The organism is Cryobacterium sp. Y62, from assembly GCF_002929785.1.
Classification (GTDB): domain Bacteria; phylum Actinomycetota; class Actinomycetes; order Actinomycetales; family Microbacteriaceae; genus Cryobacterium.
Map to the genome: position 1 here is coordinate 1 of NZ_PJJK01000117.1, position 16,195 is coordinate 16,195.

The window sequence follows — 16,195 nt, forward strand, 5'->3', positions numbered from 1 at the left end:
CGCCATGCTGCGAGACGGCACCCTCTACGAAACTGAACACCAACTCGCTGCTTGACAAAAACATAGGGGCACCCCCCCGACGGTCGACGCACGGGGAACGAGCGATCGAGACCCGCCCAGGATCTCGATCGCTCGCAAGCTCGCGCCTCGACCAACAATCCGCGCCAACGAGCCGCGCCAGCGAGCTAGGCCCGCATGTCTGCCAGTTCGCTTGGCGCTGATTCCGCGGGGTCGTCCGTGAACGGCTGCGCTGTGCGCGGGGCGTTGTAAAGCTTCTCGTTCAACATGCCCTGGCGCTTGGCCACGATTGTCGGCACGAGGGCCTGACCAGCGACGTTGACGGCGGTGCGGCCCATATCGATGATCGGGTCGATGGCCAGCAGCAGGCCAACGCCGGCGAGCGGCAGCCCCAGGGTGGAGAGGGTCAGCGTCAGCATGACGACGGCGCCCGTGGTACCGGCGGTCGCTGCGCTACCCAGCACGGAGACGAGCACGATCAGCAGATACTGGGTGAGGTCCAGCTGGATACCGAAGAACTGGGCGACGAAAATTGCGGCAACGGCCGGATAGATGGCCGCGCAGCCATCCATTTTGGTGGTGGCGCCGAGCGGAACCGCGAAGGATGCATAGGCACGGGGCACACCGAGGTTGCGCTCGGTCACTCGCTGAGTCAGCGGCAGTGTGCCGATCGACGAGCGTGACACGAAGCCGAGCTGAACGGCCGGCCACACGCCGGAGTAGTACTGCTTCACGGACAGCCCGTGAGATTTGATCAGCACAGGATAGACCACGAACAAGACCAGGATGAGACCGATATAAATGGTGACCGCGAACTTACCCAGCGATCCCATGGTGTCCCACCCGTAGACCGCGACGGCGTTACCGATCAGGCCGATCGTGCCGAGCGGCGCGATCCGAATGATCCACCACAGCACCTTTTGAATGACTGCAAGAGCAGATGCGTTCAGATTGAGAAAAGGTTCGGCCGCCTTGCCCACTTTCAACGCCGCGATGCCCACGACAATGGCAATGACCAAAATCTGCAACACGTTGAAGCTGATGTTGGTGGTCGCGCTTGCGTCGACGACGCTCGTGCTTGCACCGAGACCGAGAAAGTTCTTCGGGAACAGCCCGGTCAGGAACGCCCACCAGTCACCGGTCTTTCCGGAGTATTCGGCATCCACTGCCATGCCGGTACCAGCTCCCGGCCGAATCAGCACGCCGAGGCCTATGCCGATCAGAACGGCGATCAGTGCCGTGATGGCGAACCAGAGCAGTGTGTTCCAGGCCAGCTTCGCAGCGTTGGACACCTGGCGGAGATTGGCAATAGAACTGACGACGGCCGTGAAGATGAGCGGGACGACAGCCGCCTGCAGCAGCGAGACATAGCTGGACCCGATGATCTTCAGTGTGGCTCCGAGGCCATTCGGGTTTGCTTCTGTGCTACCGGTGTATTTTGCAAGCAGTCCGAGACCGAGGCCGATGATGAGCGCGGCGATGATTTGAACGCCGAAGGACTTGACCCACTTGGGGATTCTGCTGGTACTGACGCGAACTGTTGAAGTCACAAGTACGACACTTTCTGTTGTCATGCGGTGTACCGCGCACGCTCGGCCCCCCGGTGCCCCAGGAGCGGGCCGGACCTCGTCAAGAATGGTGTCCGCGTGCGAGCGGCTCTAGGTGCAAGCCAGACCAACGACGCGCTATTCCCCCCTCGCAAGTCGACGCGTGAGCCCCCGTTGGTCGGGGCACGAAGCACGAGCGATCGAAACCCGCCCAGGGATCTCGATCACTCGCCAGGTCGTGCTTCGATCAACGAGCCGGCTACTCCTCGAGGTACCCCGCGAGCACCCGGGCGTGGTTCACGCGCGAGTCCTTAGGCCCCGTAGATCAGGGTTGTGATTCAGGGTTGTGATTCAGGGTTGTGACCCCGCACGGCCACAGCCGATCGACCAACACCCGGCATCCGTCGTCAGTGGATGCCTCCTAGTACACCTGCTTAGTGCGCTTTATTTTCTCGAACGCTCCAGCGGGCGCTCGCTCTTCTCCCAACCGCGACGCGGCGGGCGGGCCCCGGCACCACGGGGGTCGTCGCGCGAACGGTAGACGACGTAGGGACGAACGAGGTAGCCGAGCGGCGCCGAGAACACATGCACCAGCCGGGTGAACGGCCAGAGTAGAAACAGTGCCGTCGCCGTGAGCACGTGCAGCTGAAAGAAGAACGGCACGTCGCTCATGAGCGAGGGATCAGGCTGAAAACTATAGAGCGAGCGGATCCACGGCGAAATCGACCCACGATAGTCGTAGCCGCCGCCGAAGATTTGGTACAGCACCGTCGCCGTTGTGCCGAACACGATCGTGCTTGCCAGGAACACATACATGACCTTGTCCATGACCGTCGTGACGAGCAGCACCCGCTTGGTCAGACGCCGGCGGTAGATCAAAATAGCCAGCCCGGCCACCGTGAGTGCCGCCGCGAAGGTTCCCAGCCAGGTCGCCCCGAGGTGGTATAGATGCTCGGTCACCCCGAAGTACTCGAGCCACGACTTCGGGATGAACAGGCCGACGACGTGCCCGCCGATGACCATGAGCATGCCGTAGTGAAACATCGGCGAACCCCAGCGCAGCAGCCGGTTCTCGTAGGTCTGGCTCGATCGCGAAGTCCAGCCGAACTGGTCGTAGCGGTAGCGCAGCAGGTGCCCGACTACAAACACGCCGGAAGCGGCGTAGGGAAAGGCGACCCAGAGCAGGTAATCCCAGGCGGTCATACTCTCAGTACCCATTTCTATCTGGCTTCATTTGCGTGCGCGGAGAACGGCTTCAAATTGCCGAGATAGGTCATGCCGACCGTCTCGGTCGGCGGCCCCTCGTTTACAAGGTCCAGGTAGCGTTCGCGGGTTTCGTCATCGATCTCGGGAAGCGACAGCGACACGGCCTTCACAAGGTGGGCGTAGGGGCTGTCGAACTTCTCCAGCGCCGTGCGCAACACCTCGATGCCGTCCCGGTGTGCGGCAAGCAGCTCCTGCGCGATCGGTGAATCCGACAGCGCCGAGAACTCGAGCACCATCGGCAAGTAGTCGGGCAGTTCGTCGGCATCAACCTGCCAGCCAGCCGCCCGGTACGCCTCGACGAAACGCACGAGCGCCATGCCGCGGCGACGAGTATCGCCGGCCGCGTAGTAGGTGAGGTAGGGGCAGCATTTGCGCTTCAGATCGAAGGTCGCGGTGAAATGGGTGGCGAGGTCCTGCTCGCTCCAGCCGTCGATCGCCGTGAAGAATGCGTCGAACGCCTTTTGCAGCGGGTCAGGCAGTTGAGTAACGGACGCCCGCACCAGCGAAAACTGCCGCTGCCGCTCCGGTGTGGGGTAGTCCAGCAGAATCGACGCCGCCATGTGTGCGATGACCCCTTGCTCCGGCATCAACGGCACGGCAGCAATCGCCCGCAGAGCCACCTTCGGCGCCCGAAAACCAAAATTAAGGCGAGGCGGGCGGATGCTCATGCCGGACTCCCGGCATCTGCTATCGGCGGGAACATGCCCTGAGGTACGCCGGAGCCGTTCCAGTTGAGCAGGTTGACCCGCCCGGGTGTGGTCGGCGCGGTGGCGCTCGACCGCCCGGTCATCTCGTTGTAGTTGTCGACCGTGGCACCGAGCGGCATGCCGACGGTATTGCCGTAGGGGCCGCTGTGCCCAGCCGAGGCGGGCCCGCCCATGCCGGGTCCGCCGTCGTTGTCGAGCGAGCAGCCGAGTTCTTCGAGCTCTCGCGCGGTCTCGACGTGGGCCTTGGGAATGACGTAGCGGTCTTCATACTTGGCGATCGCGAGCAGCCGGTACATGGCGGTGATGGTCTCGCCGGTCATTCCGACCGCGTTCGGGATGCGCTCATCGGGCTCGTTGCCGAGGTTGATGTCGCGCATGTAGGCGCGCATCGCGGCGAGCTTGCGCAGCGAGAGCTCGACCGGAACGACGTCGCCCGCCGAGAACAGTCCGGCGAGGTATTCCACCGGAATGCGCAGTTTGTCGATCGCAGCGAACAGGGTGCGTGCGTCTTCGCCGTCGCTGCCGGAGTTGCTGACCACGTCGACCACGGGCGAGAGCGGGGGGATGTACCAGACCATGGGCATGGTGCGGTATTCCGGGTGCAGCGGCAGTGCGACCTCGTACTCGGAGATGAGCTGGTAGATGGGGCTGTTCTGGGCGGCTTCGATCCAGTCGTCGGCCATGCCCTCCGCCTTGGCGGCGGCGATGACCTCGGGATCGAACGGGTCGAGAAAGCAAGCACGCTGGGCGTCGAGCAGGTCCTGATCGTTTTCGATCGAGGCTGCGGCGAGCACCGCATCGGCGTCGTAGAGCATGAGGCCAAGGTAACGCAGACGTCCGACACAGGTTTCGGAGCAGATGGTGGGCTTACCCTGCTCGATCAATGGGTAGCAGAGCGTGCACTTCTCGGCCTTGCCCGTTTTGTGGTTGAAGTAGACCTTCTTATAGGGGCAGGCGGAGACGCACATGCGCCAGCCACGGCATCCGTCTTCATCGACGAGCACGATGCCGTCTTCTTCGCGCTTGTACATGGCGCCGGAGGGGCAGGCGGCCACGCAGGCGGGGTTCAGGCAGTGCTCGCAGATGCGCGGCAGGTAGAACATGAAGGTCTTTTCGAACTCCATTTTCACGTGCTCGCTCATCGTTGCGAGAATCGGGTCTTGCGCGGCGGTCTCCTGCGATCCGCCGAGGTCGTCGTCCCAGTTGCCCGACCACTTGATGTCGATGTCCTGGCCGGTCAAGAGCGATTTCGGGCGTGCGACCGGGCTTTGCGTGCCGGCCGGAGCGGTGGTCAGCATGTCGTAGTCGTAGGTCCACGGCTCGTAGTAGTCGTCGATCTGCGGCAGGTTGGGGTTGTTGAAGATCTGCGAGAGCTTCTTCAGTCGTCCGCCGGCCGCAAGCTGCAGGCGGCCGCGCTTGTTGCGCACCCAGCCGCCCTTCCACTTCTCTTGGTTTTCGTATTCCCGCGGGTAGCCCAGGCCTGGCCGCGTCTCAACGTTGTTGAACCAGGCGTATTCCACGCCGGTGCGGTTGGTCCACACCTGCTTGCAGGTGACCGAGCAGGTGTGACACCCGATGCACTTGTCGAGGTTCATGATCATCGACATCTGGGCCATGACACGCATTAGTAATCCACTTTCTGGCTGCGGCGACGAATCACGGTGACCTCGTCGCGTTGGTTCCCGGTCGGGCCGAGGTAGTTGAAGGCGAAGGACAGCTGGGCATAGCCGCCGATCAGATGGCTGGGTTTCAGCAAAATGCGGGTGAGCGAGTTGTTGGTGCCGCCGCGCATACCGCTGGTTTCGGCGACCGGCACGTTGATGGTGCGGTCCTTCGCGTGATACATGTACACCGTGCCCTCCGGCATGCGGTGCGACACGATCGCGCGGGCCACGACGACGCCGTTGCGGTTGTAGGACTCGATCCACTCGTTGTCGATCACGCCGATCTTGTCGGCGTCCTGCGGGCTCATCCAGATGGTCGGACCGCCGCGGGAGAGCGAGAGCATGAGCAGGTTGTCCTGGTATTCGGAGTGGATCGACCACTTTGAGTGCGGCGTCAGGTAGCGCACGGCCACCTCGGCGTGACCGGTCGGGGTCTTACTCGTGGCGCCGACGATCGAGTCGTCGAACAGGCGGTACATGTCCAGCGGCGGCCGAAAGATTGGCAGTTGCTCGCCCAGTTCGATCATCCAGTCGTGGTCGAGGTAGAAGTGTTGACGACCGGTGAGAGTGTGCCAGGGCTTCAAGTGCTCGACGTTGATGGTGAAGGCGCTGTAGCGGCGACCACCGTGCTCTGAACCAGACCATTCCGGGGAGGTGAGTACCGGGATCGGCGCACCCTGGACATCCGGATAGGAAAAACGTCGACCCTCGTTGTCGCTGGCCAGCTGGGCGAGCTTGACGCCGGTGCGTTCCTCGAGCTGCCGAAAACCCTGCGTGCCGAGGCGGCCGTTGGTCGTGCCCGAGAGCGCGAGCACCATTTCGCAAGCGTGAATAGCGGTCGACAGGCGCGGGCGGCCGGCGGCGGGACCGCTGGGAACGAGCCCGTTTTTCTTGCCGAGGTAGGCGACCTCGACGTCGGGGTTGAATTTCACACCCTTGGTGACCATGCCGAGCTTCGCGGTGAGCGGCCCAAGCGCGCCGAGCTGCGCGGCGAAGGCCGGGTAGTCGCGTTCGACCACGACGAGCCTCGGCATGGTGACGCCGGGGATGAGCGGCTGGTCGTTCAACACGGTGCCGTGCGGGGTGGCCATGCCGTCGGGGGTGTCGTGTTGCAGCGGAGCGGCGACGATGTCCTTGCGCACCCCGAGGTGCGTGACCGACATTTCGGAGATCTTCGCGGCGAGCACGTGAAAGATGTCGAAGTCGGTCTTCGCCTGCCACGGCGGCGCGATCGCGGGGTTGAATGAGTGAATAAACGGATGCATATCCGTCGTCGAGAGGTCATTCTTCTCATACCAGGTGGCCGGCGGCAAGACTACGTCACTGTAAATGGTTGTCGAGGTCATGCGGAAGTCGCTCGTGACCATGAGGTCGAGCTTGCCTTCCGGGGCGCTCTCGTGCCATTTCATGGTCTTCGGGCGGCGAGCCGGCATGGATTCCACTCCGCGTACGGCGGAGTCGGCGCCGAGTAGGTGCTTGAGAAAATACTCGTTGCCCTTGCCTGAGGAGCCGAGAACGTTGGCCCGCCAGACCACGAGCACCCGCGGAAAGTTCTCGGGGGCATCGGGGTCTTCGCAGGCGAACTCGAGCGAGCCGTCCTTCAGGGAATCGACGACGTATTCGGCGGGTTCCTGCCCCACGGCAACCGCGTCGTCGACCAGGTCGAGCGAGTTGCGGTTGAAGGTCGGGTAGCTCGGCATCCAGCCGCGCTTGGCCGATTCGACCATGGTGTCCGCGGTGGTGCGTCCCTTGAATATCCCGGTACCGAGCGGGCTGGCGAGGGTGTCGGCGCTCAGGCCGTCGTAGCGCCACTGGTCGGTGGCGAGGTAGAAGAAGCCGGTGCCGATCATCTGGCGCGGCGGGCGCACCCAGTCCAGGCCGAAGGCGTACTGGCCATAGCCGGTGAGCGGACGCACCTTTTCCTGGCCGACGTAATGGGCCCAGCCGCCACCGTTCACGCCCTGGCAGCCGGTCATGGTGGTCAGTGCGAGAAAGGTGCGGTAGATGGTGTCGGAGTGGAACCAGTGGTTGGTACCGGCTCCCATCAGAATCATCGAGCGACCCTGCGAGTCTTCGGCGTTCTGCGCGAATTCCCGGCCGATGCGTGCGGCGGCCTGCCACGGAACCGAGGTGATCTCCTCTTGCCAGGCTGGAGTTCCGGGGGTGGAGGCGTCATCGTAGCCGGTGGGCCATTCGCCCGGCAGACCGTCGCGGCCGACGCCGTACTGGGCGAGCAGCAGGTCGAACACGGTCGTCACGAGCACTCCGGCAACCTCGCGTACGGGTACGCCGCGGCGCACGATGCCGGCGGCACCGGCGTGGCGCTCACCGACGCTGTCAGCACTCGGCGTGATGTCGAAGCGGGGCAGGTCGATCGCGACAGAGGCACCGTCGTAATCCGGGGCATCCGCGATAGAGAGGAGTGGGTCGCGACCCTCGAGGTCGAGGTTCCATTTGCCCTTGTCGGCCTCGCTGAACCGGTGCCCGATCGACCCGTTCGGCACGAAGGCCTCACCGTTCTCGTCGAGCATGACCGTCTTGAAGGCTGCACTTGAAACGGATGCGTCGATGCCAGGCAGCGCATCGGCCGTCAGAAACTTGCCGGGCACCCACGCATCCTGACGCGGGGTGAGCGCGATCAGGTAGGCCGAGTCGCTGAACTTCTTCATGTATTCGACGAAGCGCGGGGTACGGCGGTCGACCAGGAATTCCTTGAGCACGACGTGGCCCATGGCAAGGGCGAGGGCGGCGTCGGTGCCGGGGTGCACAGCAAGCCACTCGTCGGCGAACTTGGAGTTGTCGGCGTAGTCGGGCGCGACGGTGATGACCTTCTGGCCGCGGTAGCGGGCCTCGACCATGAAGTGCGCGTCGGGGGTACGGGTGACGGGAACGTTCGAACCCCACATGATGAGGTAGCTGGAGTTCCACCAGTCGGCCGATTCTGGCACGTCGGTCTGGTCGCCGAACACCTGCGGGCTGGCGACCGGCAGGTCGGCATACCAATCGTAGAACGAGAGCATGGTGCCGCCGAGCAGCGAGATGAACCGGTTGCCGACGCCCTGCGACACGATCGACATGGCCGGAATCGGGCTAAAGCCGGCGATCCGGTCTGGGCCGTACTTCTTGATGGTGTGCACGTGGGCGGCGGCGACGATCTCGGCGGCTTCGTCCCAGGTCGCACGAACCAGGCCGCCCTGGCCACGGGCACTCTTGTACTGGCGGGAAGTTTCGGGATTGCCGGTAATCTCGGCCCAGGCCAGCACAGGGTCACCGAGGCGAGCCTTCGCTTCGCGGAAGAGGTTCAGCAGCACACCGCGCACGTAGGGGTACCGCACCCGGGTGGGCGAATAGGTGTACCAGCTGAACGCGGCGCCGCGGGGGCAGCCGCGGGGCTCGTATTCGGGGCTGTCCGGGCCGACACTGGGATAGTCGGTCTGCTGGGTTTCCCAGGTGATAATTCCGTCCTTGACGTACACCTTCCAGGAACAGCTGCCGGTACAGTTCACGCCGTGGGTGCTTCGCACCTCTTTGTCGTGGGTCCAGCGGTCACGGTAGAACGCGTCGGCGGCGCGGCCGCCGGTCTTGAACACGCTGCGCAGGTCCTCGCTGGTTTCGCCGCGGCGTAGAAAGCGGCCGAGCTTGAGCAGCGAATCGGTGACCGGACCGTCGGTGCCGGGCTTGCTGGTGGTGCTGGTCGTACCTGTGCGTGTTTTCACGGCTGCCCCTTGCGTGCCGGGGAATGCCGTAGTGGCACTCACCCTCAGAACGAGCTTCGCCGCTCACGTCGAGGCCTACAACCGCAAACCACCGTGAATAATGTTTTGCCCGGCCGGCGGCGCTTTCAGCGGACCAATCACAGGCTCTGGACAGTTGGGGCGACGTACGAGACGACACAAACGACCCTCGGGGCTTCGCGATGGGGCGTTTCGAAGCATCTCAGGTGGACGCCCGCGGCGAATTCGGCACCCCGATCAGGTTAGGCACCAAGATCGGGGTTCCCGTTTTAGTTTCAGAAATTTACCGCAAAGTCACGATCGATCCGCTCGATTTCTCCAGCGCCGCAGTCTGTTCTTGTGTCGTCACCTTATTGGCCATGATCATTCCCCATGTTGCCGTTCTGATCGGTTCGATGACGAATCTTCGATCAAGTTCGGCGCAAATCCCGCGTATTCAGAGGCTTGGTGTCGTCGGTCGCCACCGCCGTTGCGACGACGTCGATCACGCACAGGTGCGGGGCGTTGATGATGTTCAGTCCAACCGCGCGCAGCGGGCCATCGGCCTGCTCCAGCACTCCTTGAATCAACCGGTAGTGCACACCACAGACCTCGGGGTGGTCCTTGACCATCTCCGAGTATGGGCAGTCGTGCAGGTTGACCTGTTCACCATTGGCGGCGACGCTCGCGTCGAAGCCGGCCTGATCCAGGTGGTCGTCGAGGGCGTCGAGCTGACGCCGGGCTGCGGGGCCGGTGCAGCCGGCCAGGGCGGGCTGGCCTGCGGAAAGAAGCGGCAGCATCCGTCTCAACTGCTCGGCACGCTCCTGCGCGGCCGCGATCTTGCGGGCGCGAATCGAACCGAGTTCGGCACTAACCCCGCTGGCAGCGCTGTAGAGCATCTTCGGCCGCCCCTTGCTGTCGCGCGACTCGGGAGCACAGGTGACGAAACCGTCATTGATCAGGCGATCGAGGTGTTCGCGGGCGGTATTGGGGTGCAGACCAGCGGCTTCGGCGAGGTCGTTGACCGTCATCGTTCCGCGACTTTGCAGCTGGTAGAGCAGGTTCATGCGGCTCAGACTGGCGAGCGTTTTGTAACTCGGGGGTTGGGCGGCCATAACTCCATTATGACCTCCCGCAATGGGCGGCAGCAGAATAAATTATATTTCAACCCTTCCACCGCAGATTCTCCCGCTGAACGGTTGGAAAGCAAATCATTGCTCGCAAAGTAATAGTCTTAATAGACGAAATACGCAGGAAGTGGGACCACATGGCGGCAAAAGCCCGCACGCGACCGAAAGCAGGAGTCGAGTCCACTGGCGGTGAACCCGCCGAAACCCTCCGTGACTATTATGAGCGGATGTCGCTGGTGCGGGCCTTCGAACTGCGCTCCAGCGAGATGTATGCCCGCGCCAAAATCGGCGGCTACTGCCACCTAAACCTCGGTGAAGAGGCCACCGTGGTCGGCCTGACGGCCGCGATCGAAACCCGCGACTACCTGTTCACCGGCTACCGCGACCACGGCTACGCCCTTCTGCGTGGCCTGTCGCCTGAACGCGTGATGGCCGAGCTGTTCGGCAAGGTCACCGGCGTCTCCGGCGGACGCGGCGGTTCGATGCACATGTTCGACTCCGAAGCGCGCCTGCTCGGCGGCTACGGCATCGTCGGCGGGCAGATTCCCCCGGCCACCGGCGCCGCCCTCGCTCTGAAAAATCAGGAAACGGCTGGCCCAGACGCGGCCGCCGTGATGTGTCTGCTCGGTGACGGCACCACCAACATCGGCGCTTTCCATGAATCGCTCAACCTGGCCGGTTTGTGGAAGCTTCCCATCGTCTATGTGATCGTCAACAACGGGCTCGGCATGGGCACGACTGTGGAGATGGCATCCGCTGAGCCCGATCTGTACAAGCGCGCCGCGTCGTACCGCATGCCCGGCGTGCGGGTTGACGGGGACGACGTTCTCGCCGTGCGCGACGCCGCCCGGGACGCCCTCAAGCAGGCCCGCGAGTCGCGTCAACCGGTGCTGCTCGAGGTTATGTGCTATCGACTGCGCGGCCACTCAGTGGTCGACCCGGCCCGCTACCGCTCACCCGAAGAGACCACGATCGCCCAGCAGTCCGATCCGGTGCCGAGCTTTCGCGCCGAACTGATCGCCTCCGGTGTGCTCAGTGAAGCGGATGCCGCCGCCATCGACGAGGCCGCCGACGTGCGCGTCTCTGAGGCGGTCGTGTTCGCCGAGGAGAGCCCGGAGCCCGCTCGAGAAGACCTGTTCAAGTATGTATACGCAACCCCGGTGGCGAATGCGCCATCCGCTTTGCCCGGAGAACCCGTTATGGACGCACTGTGATGACTACCGAAGTAGCAACAACCCGCACGATCACGTATCGCCAGGCACTCAATGAGACCCTGCGCGCCGAGCTCGAGCGCGACGAGAAGGTCTTTCTGATCGGCGAAGAGATCGGAGTGTTCGAGGGGTCATACAAGATCACCGCCGGACTACTCGAAGACTTCGGCCCAGAGCGGGTGCTCGACGCCCCAATCGCCGAGGAAGGTTTCGTGGGCGCAGCCCTCGGCGCCGCGATGCTCGGCATGCGGCCCGTGGTCGAGATCATGACGATCAACTTCAGCCTTATCGCGATCGACCAGATCGTGAACCACGCCGCCAAAATGCGGTCGATGTTCGCCGGTCAGGTCTCCATTCCGCTGGTCATTCGCATGCCCGGCGGCGGTGGCCAGCAGCTCGCCGCGACCCACTCGCAGAACCTCGAGGTGTGGTTTGCGCACATTCCCGGGCTCAAGGTTGTCGCCCCGTCGACCCCGGCCGACGCGAAAGCGCTGCTGACCGCGGCGATTCGCGACGACGACCCGGTGATCTTTCTTGAGAACCTCTCGCTGTACAGCGCCAAGGGCGAGGTTCCCGACGGCGAACAGGTCGCCGAAATCGGCAAGGCCGCGGTTGTCAAGACCGGCACCGACCTCACCATCGTCAGCTATTCGCGCGGTACCACGACCGCCCTCGAGGTAGCCCATCAGCTCGAAGCCGAGGGTCTGTCAATCGAGGTCGTCGACTTGCGCAGCCTGCGTCCGCTCGACCGCGACACCATCTGCGCCTCGGTGAAGAAGACCGGCCACGCCGTTGTCTTCGAAGACGACTGGCTCAGCTACGGTATCGGCGCCGAGATTTCGGCGACCATCGGCGAGGGCGTGTTCGACTTTCTTGACGCCCCCGTGCGCCGCGTCGCCGCCGCCGAGGTGCCGCTGCCCTACGCCAAGGCCCTCGAGAAGGCTGCGCTGCCCAATGCCGCCGACCTCGCCAAGGTCGTGCGCGAAGTACTCAACATCTCAACTACCGCGAACGACAAGTAGGAGCCGGCCATGCCCGACGTCATCATGCCCCGCCTCTCCGACACCATGGAGGAGGGCGAACTCAGCCGCTGGATGAAGCAGGTCGGCGACGAGATCCACAAGGGCGATGTGCTCGCCGAGATCGAAACCGACAAGGCCACGATGGACCTCGAGGCCTTCGACAACGGCGTTCTCGAACAGCTGCTCGTCGTCGCCGGCGCGCTCGTACCGATCGGCGCGCCGGTCGCCCGCATCGGCGACGGCAGCAACATCGTCAAGGAGGACGCGCCCGCCGCTCCTGCCGCCACTCCTGCCGCCACTCCCAAAGCGGATGCCGCAGCTCCGGCAGCAGCACCCGCCGCGTCAGCTCCAACCGCCGCCGCGGTGGCTCCGGTTGCAGCGCCTGCCGCGTCAGCTCCAACCGCCGCCGCGGTGGCTCCGGTTGCGGCGCCTGCCGCATCAGCTCCAACCGCCGTCGCGGTCGCTCCGGTCGCTCCGGTCGCTCCGGCCGCAGCGTCGACGCCGAGCGGCGAGCTCCGCACCTCGCCGCTGGCCCGCAAGATCGGCCGCGAGCACGGAATCGACCTGCACACGATCGCGGGCACCGGGCCGCAGGGCCGCATCACCCGCACCGACGTTGACACGGCGATCCTGGCTCAGGAATCCGCAGCATCCGCTTCGGTGCCGGTAGCAGCTCAGGCAGCCCCGGCCGCCGTTTCGACCGACTCGGTCTCCGTGCCGGTCAGTCGCATTCGGGCTGTCACAGCCCGCCGACTCACCGAGAGCCAGGCTGTGCCGCACTTCTTCCTCACCAGCGTCGTCAACGTCGAGCAACTCGTCTCGTTCCGTGCCAGCGTCAACGCTTCGCTCGAAACGGTCGGCAGCAAGGTCAGCCTGAACGACCTGTTCGTGCGCGCCTGCGCTGTCGTGCTGCGCGCCCACCCCGAGGTAAATGCTTCCTGGGGTGATGGCGTCATTCTGCGCCACAACCGAGTCAACGTCGGCGTGGCCGTCGCCACCGACGATGGACTGCTCGTTCCGGTGGTGGCCGACGCCGATCAGAAGTCGCTCGCCGCCATCGCCACCGAGACGCGCACCCTGGCCGGACTCGCCCGTACGGGCAGTCTGTCCCTGGCGCAGATGTCTGGTGGAACGTTCACCATCAGCAACCTCGGCATGTTCGGCATCGACTCGTTCACCGCCGTGCTCAACCCGCCGGAGGCCGGAATTCTGGCGATCGGCGCGGCCACCGAGGTTCCCCAGGTGCGCGACGGCGAGCTCGTGAGCGTGCCCATGGTCAAGATCACCCTGACCGTCGACCACCGAGTGCTCGACGGGGCAGTCGCGGCCGCGTTCCTGCACGACCTGACCCAGCTGCTCGAGGAGCCGCTGCGCATCGTTCTCTAACCCGGGATCCCCCGCCGCCGGCGCGGCTCGGGCGCAGGCGGCACCTCTTTCGCGGCCACGACGTCGACCATCGCGAGAGTCACCAGTCCGCGCTTGGTTTGCACCGAAACAAATGCCGCGCTGCGGCTGCGCAAAAAACCGAGCGCGTCCGTATAGCCACCGGGGATTCGCGTGCGCACGACAACCCGGGTGCCGAGCGGGGCATCCGCTAGAAAAGTGAAGGGACCGCTCATCGCATCAGGCTGTACTTTTCGACGCGCGCCGACTCCCCGGCGACAAGGATGATGTCGCCATCTTCGATCACCGTGTCGAGCGAGGTGTAGCTCCAGCCCACGCCGGGCCGGTGAAACGCCGTCACGGTCACGCCGTAGCGGGCACGCACCTTGGCTTCGCCGAGCGGAACGCCGATCAGTGCGCCCGGCGGCGCCGTCTTTACGAGCGCGAAGTTCTCGCCGATCTCGATGTAGTCCTGCATGGCACCGCGTACGAGGTGCGCGACCCGTTTACCCATGTCCTTCTCAGGGTAGATGACGTGGTTGACGCCGAGTTGGGTGAGAATCTCACCGTGCGGGTCACTGACGGCCTTGGCCCAGATGTTCGGAATACCGAGCTTGAGCAGCAGTGACGCGGTCAGGATGTTCGCCTGAATATCACCGCCGATAGCCACCACCACGCTTGAGAACTCGGGCACCGAGAGCTCGCGCAGCGTCGCTTCCTTGGTCGAGTCGGCGCGCACGACGTGCGTGAGTAGTCCGTTGTGGGCCTGCACGATCTCTTCGTCACCGTCGATGCCGAGTACCTCGGTGCCGCTCTTCATGAGTTCGAGGGCCAAGGAGCTGCCGAACCGGCCGAGGCCGATGACGACGACCGATTCGGCTTCGGCCAGGCGAGCCGGGTCACGATGCCCGAACAGCGAATATTTAGCCAATGATCGGCCTTTCCTTGGGGAGTTCATAGGTGGTGTGCCGTTCGCGCAGGGCGATAGCAGAGCCGATGGTGATCGGACCGAGGCGGCCGATAAACATGAGCAAGATGAGAATGATCTGGCCGCCCCAGGGCAGCCCCGCAGTGATTCCGGTCGACAGCCCCACGGTTGCGAAGGCGCTGATCGCCTCGAATAGCAGGGCGTCCATCGAGATTTCCGTCATGAGCATGAGGGCCGCCGTTGCGGCGATGATCACGGCCACCGCGAGCAGGGCAATCGTGATCGCCTCCCGGTGCACCGCCCGGGAGAGGCGCTTGCCAAAAACGTTGACGGCAACCGCACCGCGCAGCTCGGTCCAGAGGATGAAGAACAAGACGGCGAAGGTCGTGATCTTGATGCCACCAGCGGTTCCGGCCGGGCCGCCACCGATCAGCATGAGTACATCCATTCCGAGCAGGCTCGCCGAGTCCATTTGGCCGATATCGATGCTGTTGAAACCCGCGGTGCGGGTCTGCACCGACTGAAAGAAACCGGTCAGCAACTTTCCGGGCCAGTCCAGCGGCCCGAGCGTATTCGGATTCGACCATTCAACCGCGGTGATATATGCCGTTCCGAGAATGAGTAGTGCGATCGTGCCGGCCACGACGATGCGGGTATTCATGGTCCAGGTGCGAATCGACCAGCCGCGCCTTGGATTCCGCACCTGCGCTCGCAGCTGCCGTCGCAACTGCACGATCACCGGAAAGCCCAACCCGCCGAGGATCACGGCGGCACTGATCGGAAGGCAGATCCAGGCATCCGTTGCGAAACTCATCAAGTTGTCGCTGAACAGGGCGAAACCGGCGTTATTGAAGCTTGACACGGAGTGGAACACGCCGAGCCAGATAGCCCGGCCAACCGGCTCGCCGTAGCCGATCATGAACCGTAAGGCCAGCATGACCGCGATGGTCACCTCGATGGCGAGGGAGATGCGCACGACACCGAGCACGAGTCCCTTGACGTCTTCGAGGCCGACACTCTTGGTCTCGGCGACGGCCGTGACGCGCGAGCGCAGCGAGAGTTTGCGGGCGATCGCCAAACCGACCACCGAGGCGAACGACATGATGCCGAAGCCGCCGATCTGGATCAGCACCAGAATCACGATCTGGCCGAACGGCGTCCAGTAAACCGCCGTGTCGACGACGGTCAGCCCGGTGACGCAGACGGCGCTCGTGGCGGTGAACAGCGCTTCCAAGAAGGACGCCCCGCCGGGGCCGACGCGGGAGTTCGGCAGCATGAGCAGGGCGGTACCGACGAGGATGGTCAGGGCGAAGCCGGAGACCACGACTTGCGCTGGATGCAGGCGGTAGCGCTTCGTTGTGTTGCCGCGTTCGCGGACTGCCCGTGAGTGCACGGTCCAACTCTACGCTGGGAGCGCCCGCTGGCCCGGACGGGCAGGAATGTGGGGTACACCCGGCTCCTCGTTCCTGAGCGTGGGCGGACACAAACTCCCCGAGCCCGCCTTATGAACCTGGGCCCAGTTTATTGACTTGGCCCACGTTCCGGGCCCCATGCAAGCGCGTGCTGGCCGGGTTTGTTCGGCAGTCATTTGTAGTCGGTTCGACGA

General features: G+C 64.3%; 12 protein-coding genes. 3 read left to right on the plus strand and 9 right to left on the minus strand.

Annotation, left to right across the window (positions count from 1 at the left end; all coding sequences use genetic code 11):
* Positions 1-185 precede the first annotated feature (185 nt).
* From CXY71_RS15810 to CXY71_RS15835, 6 genes are all read right to left on the minus strand, one after another.
* Positions 186-1,592, minus strand: coding sequence for a dicarboxylate/amino acid:cation symporter (locus CXY71_RS15810; RefSeq protein WP_104137493.1), 1,407 nt, complete (start codon positions 1,590-1,592; stop codon positions 186-188).
* Between the two features lie 417 nt (positions 1,593-2,009).
* Positions 2,010-2,783 (minus strand): respiratory nitrate reductase subunit gamma, encoded by a 774-nt coding sequence (gene narI / locus CXY71_RS15815; protein ID WP_233204669.1) that lies wholly within the window; start codon positions 2,781-2,783, stop codon positions 2,010-2,012.
* A 2-nt stretch (positions 2,784-2,785) separates the two neighbouring features.
* Positions 2,786-3,499: a nitrate reductase molybdenum cofactor assembly chaperone gene (gene narJ, locus CXY71_RS15820; protein WP_233198392.1), complete on the minus strand. Its 714-nt coding sequence runs from the start codon at positions 3,497-3,499 to the stop codon at positions 2,786-2,788.
* A complete protein-coding gene (narH, locus tag CXY71_RS15825; protein WP_104137496.1) occupies positions 3,496-5,163 on the minus strand; it encodes a nitrate reductase subunit beta in 1,668 nt (555 codons plus the stop codon). Before narH ends, narJ begins: the two co-directional genes overlap by 4 nt.
* Positions 5,163-8,918 carry a nitrate reductase subunit alpha gene (locus tag CXY71_RS15830; RefSeq protein WP_104137498.1) on the minus strand — a complete coding sequence of 1,252 codons (3,756 nt, stop codon included), beginning with the start codon at positions 8,916-8,918 and terminating at the stop codon, positions 5,163-5,165. The genes narH and CXY71_RS15830 overlap by 1 nt, the downstream gene beginning before the upstream one ends.
* Before the next feature lie 428 nt (positions 8,919-9,346).
* Positions 9,347-10,030 carry a metalloregulator ArsR/SmtB family transcription factor gene (locus CXY71_RS15835; RefSeq protein ID WP_104137501.1) on the minus strand — a complete coding sequence of 228 codons (684 nt, stop codon included), beginning with the start codon at positions 10,028-10,030 and terminating at the stop codon, positions 9,347-9,349.
* Positions 10,031-10,182: 152 nt separating this feature from the next.
* Here CXY71_RS15835 and pdhA point away from each other — a divergent pair, with 152 nt between their 5' ends.
* From pdhA to CXY71_RS15850, 3 genes are read left to right on the plus strand one after another with little or no spacing between them, the layout of a single operon-like run.
* Positions 10,183-11,259 carry a pyruvate dehydrogenase (acetyl-transferring) E1 component subunit alpha gene (gene pdhA, locus CXY71_RS15840; protein ID WP_104137504.1) on the plus strand — a complete coding sequence of 359 codons (1,077 nt, stop codon included), beginning with the start codon at positions 10,183-10,185 and terminating at the stop codon, positions 11,257-11,259.
* Positions 11,259-12,278 (plus strand): alpha-ketoacid dehydrogenase subunit beta, encoded by a 1,020-nt coding sequence (locus tag CXY71_RS15845; RefSeq protein WP_104137507.1) that lies wholly within the window; start codon positions 11,259-11,261, stop codon positions 12,276-12,278. The genes pdhA and CXY71_RS15845 overlap by 1 nt, the downstream gene beginning before the upstream one ends.
* A 9-nt stretch (positions 12,279-12,287) precedes the next feature.
* Positions 12,288-13,664: a dihydrolipoamide acetyltransferase family protein gene (locus CXY71_RS15850; RefSeq protein WP_104137509.1), complete on the plus strand. Its 1,377-nt coding sequence runs from the start codon at positions 12,288-12,290 to the stop codon at positions 13,662-13,664.
* Here the strand turns inward: CXY71_RS15850 and CXY71_RS15855 are convergent.
* The 3 genes from CXY71_RS15855 to CXY71_RS15865 are packed head-to-tail and all read right to left on the minus strand — an operon-like array spanning position 13,661 to position 15,982.
* Complete coding sequence (locus CXY71_RS15855) at positions 13,661-13,897, minus strand: ferrous iron transport protein A (protein ID WP_104137512.1); 237 nt, start codon at positions 13,895-13,897, stop codon at positions 13,661-13,663. The genes CXY71_RS15850 and CXY71_RS15855 overlap by 4 nt on opposite strands.
* Positions 13,894-14,592, minus strand: coding sequence for a TrkA family potassium uptake protein (locus CXY71_RS15860; protein WP_233204670.1), 699 nt, complete (start codon positions 14,590-14,592; stop codon positions 13,894-13,896). Before CXY71_RS15860 ends, CXY71_RS15855 begins: the two co-directional genes overlap by 4 nt.
* Positions 14,585-15,982, minus strand: a complete 1,398-nt coding sequence (locus CXY71_RS15865) for a TrkH family potassium uptake protein (RefSeq protein ID WP_104137515.1) — start codon at positions 15,980-15,982, stop codon at positions 14,585-14,587. Before CXY71_RS15865 ends, CXY71_RS15860 begins: the two co-directional genes overlap by 8 nt.
* Positions 15,983-16,195 lie beyond the last annotated feature (213 nt).

Excerpts from the sequence above, each read along its gene's own strand:
- CXY71_RS15810 (WP_104137493.1), bottom strand. The coding sequence starts at position 1,592 with ATGACAACAGAAAGTGTCGTACTTGTGACTTCAACAGTTCGCGTCAGT.
- narI (WP_233204669.1), bottom strand. The coding sequence starts at position 2,783 with ATGGGTACTGAGAGTATGACCGCCTGGGATTACCTGCTCTGGGTCGCC.
- narJ (WP_233198392.1), bottom strand. The coding sequence starts at position 3,499 with ATGAGCATCCGCCCGCCTCGCCTTAATTTTGGTTTTCGGGCGCCGAAG.
- narH (WP_104137496.1), bottom strand. The coding sequence starts at position 5,163 with ATGCGTGTCATGGCCCAGATGTCGATGATCATGAACCTCGACAAGTGC.
- CXY71_RS15835 (WP_104137501.1), bottom strand. The coding sequence starts at position 10,030 with ATGGCCGCCCAACCCCCGAGTTACAAAACGCTCGCCAGTCTGAGCCGC.
- pdhA (WP_104137504.1), top strand. The coding sequence starts at position 10,183 with ATGGCGGCAAAAGCCCGCACGCGACCGAAAGCAGGAGTCGAGTCCACT.
- CXY71_RS15845 (WP_104137507.1), top strand. The coding sequence starts at position 11,259 with ATGACTACCGAAGTAGCAACAACCCGCACGATCACGTATCGCCAGGCA.
- CXY71_RS15850 (WP_104137509.1), top strand. The coding sequence starts at position 12,288 with ATGCCCGACGTCATCATGCCCCGCCTCTCCGACACCATGGAGGAGGGC.
- CXY71_RS15855 (WP_104137512.1), bottom strand. The coding sequence starts at position 13,897 with ATGAGCGGTCCCTTCACTTTTCTAGCGGATGCCCCGCTCGGCACCCGG.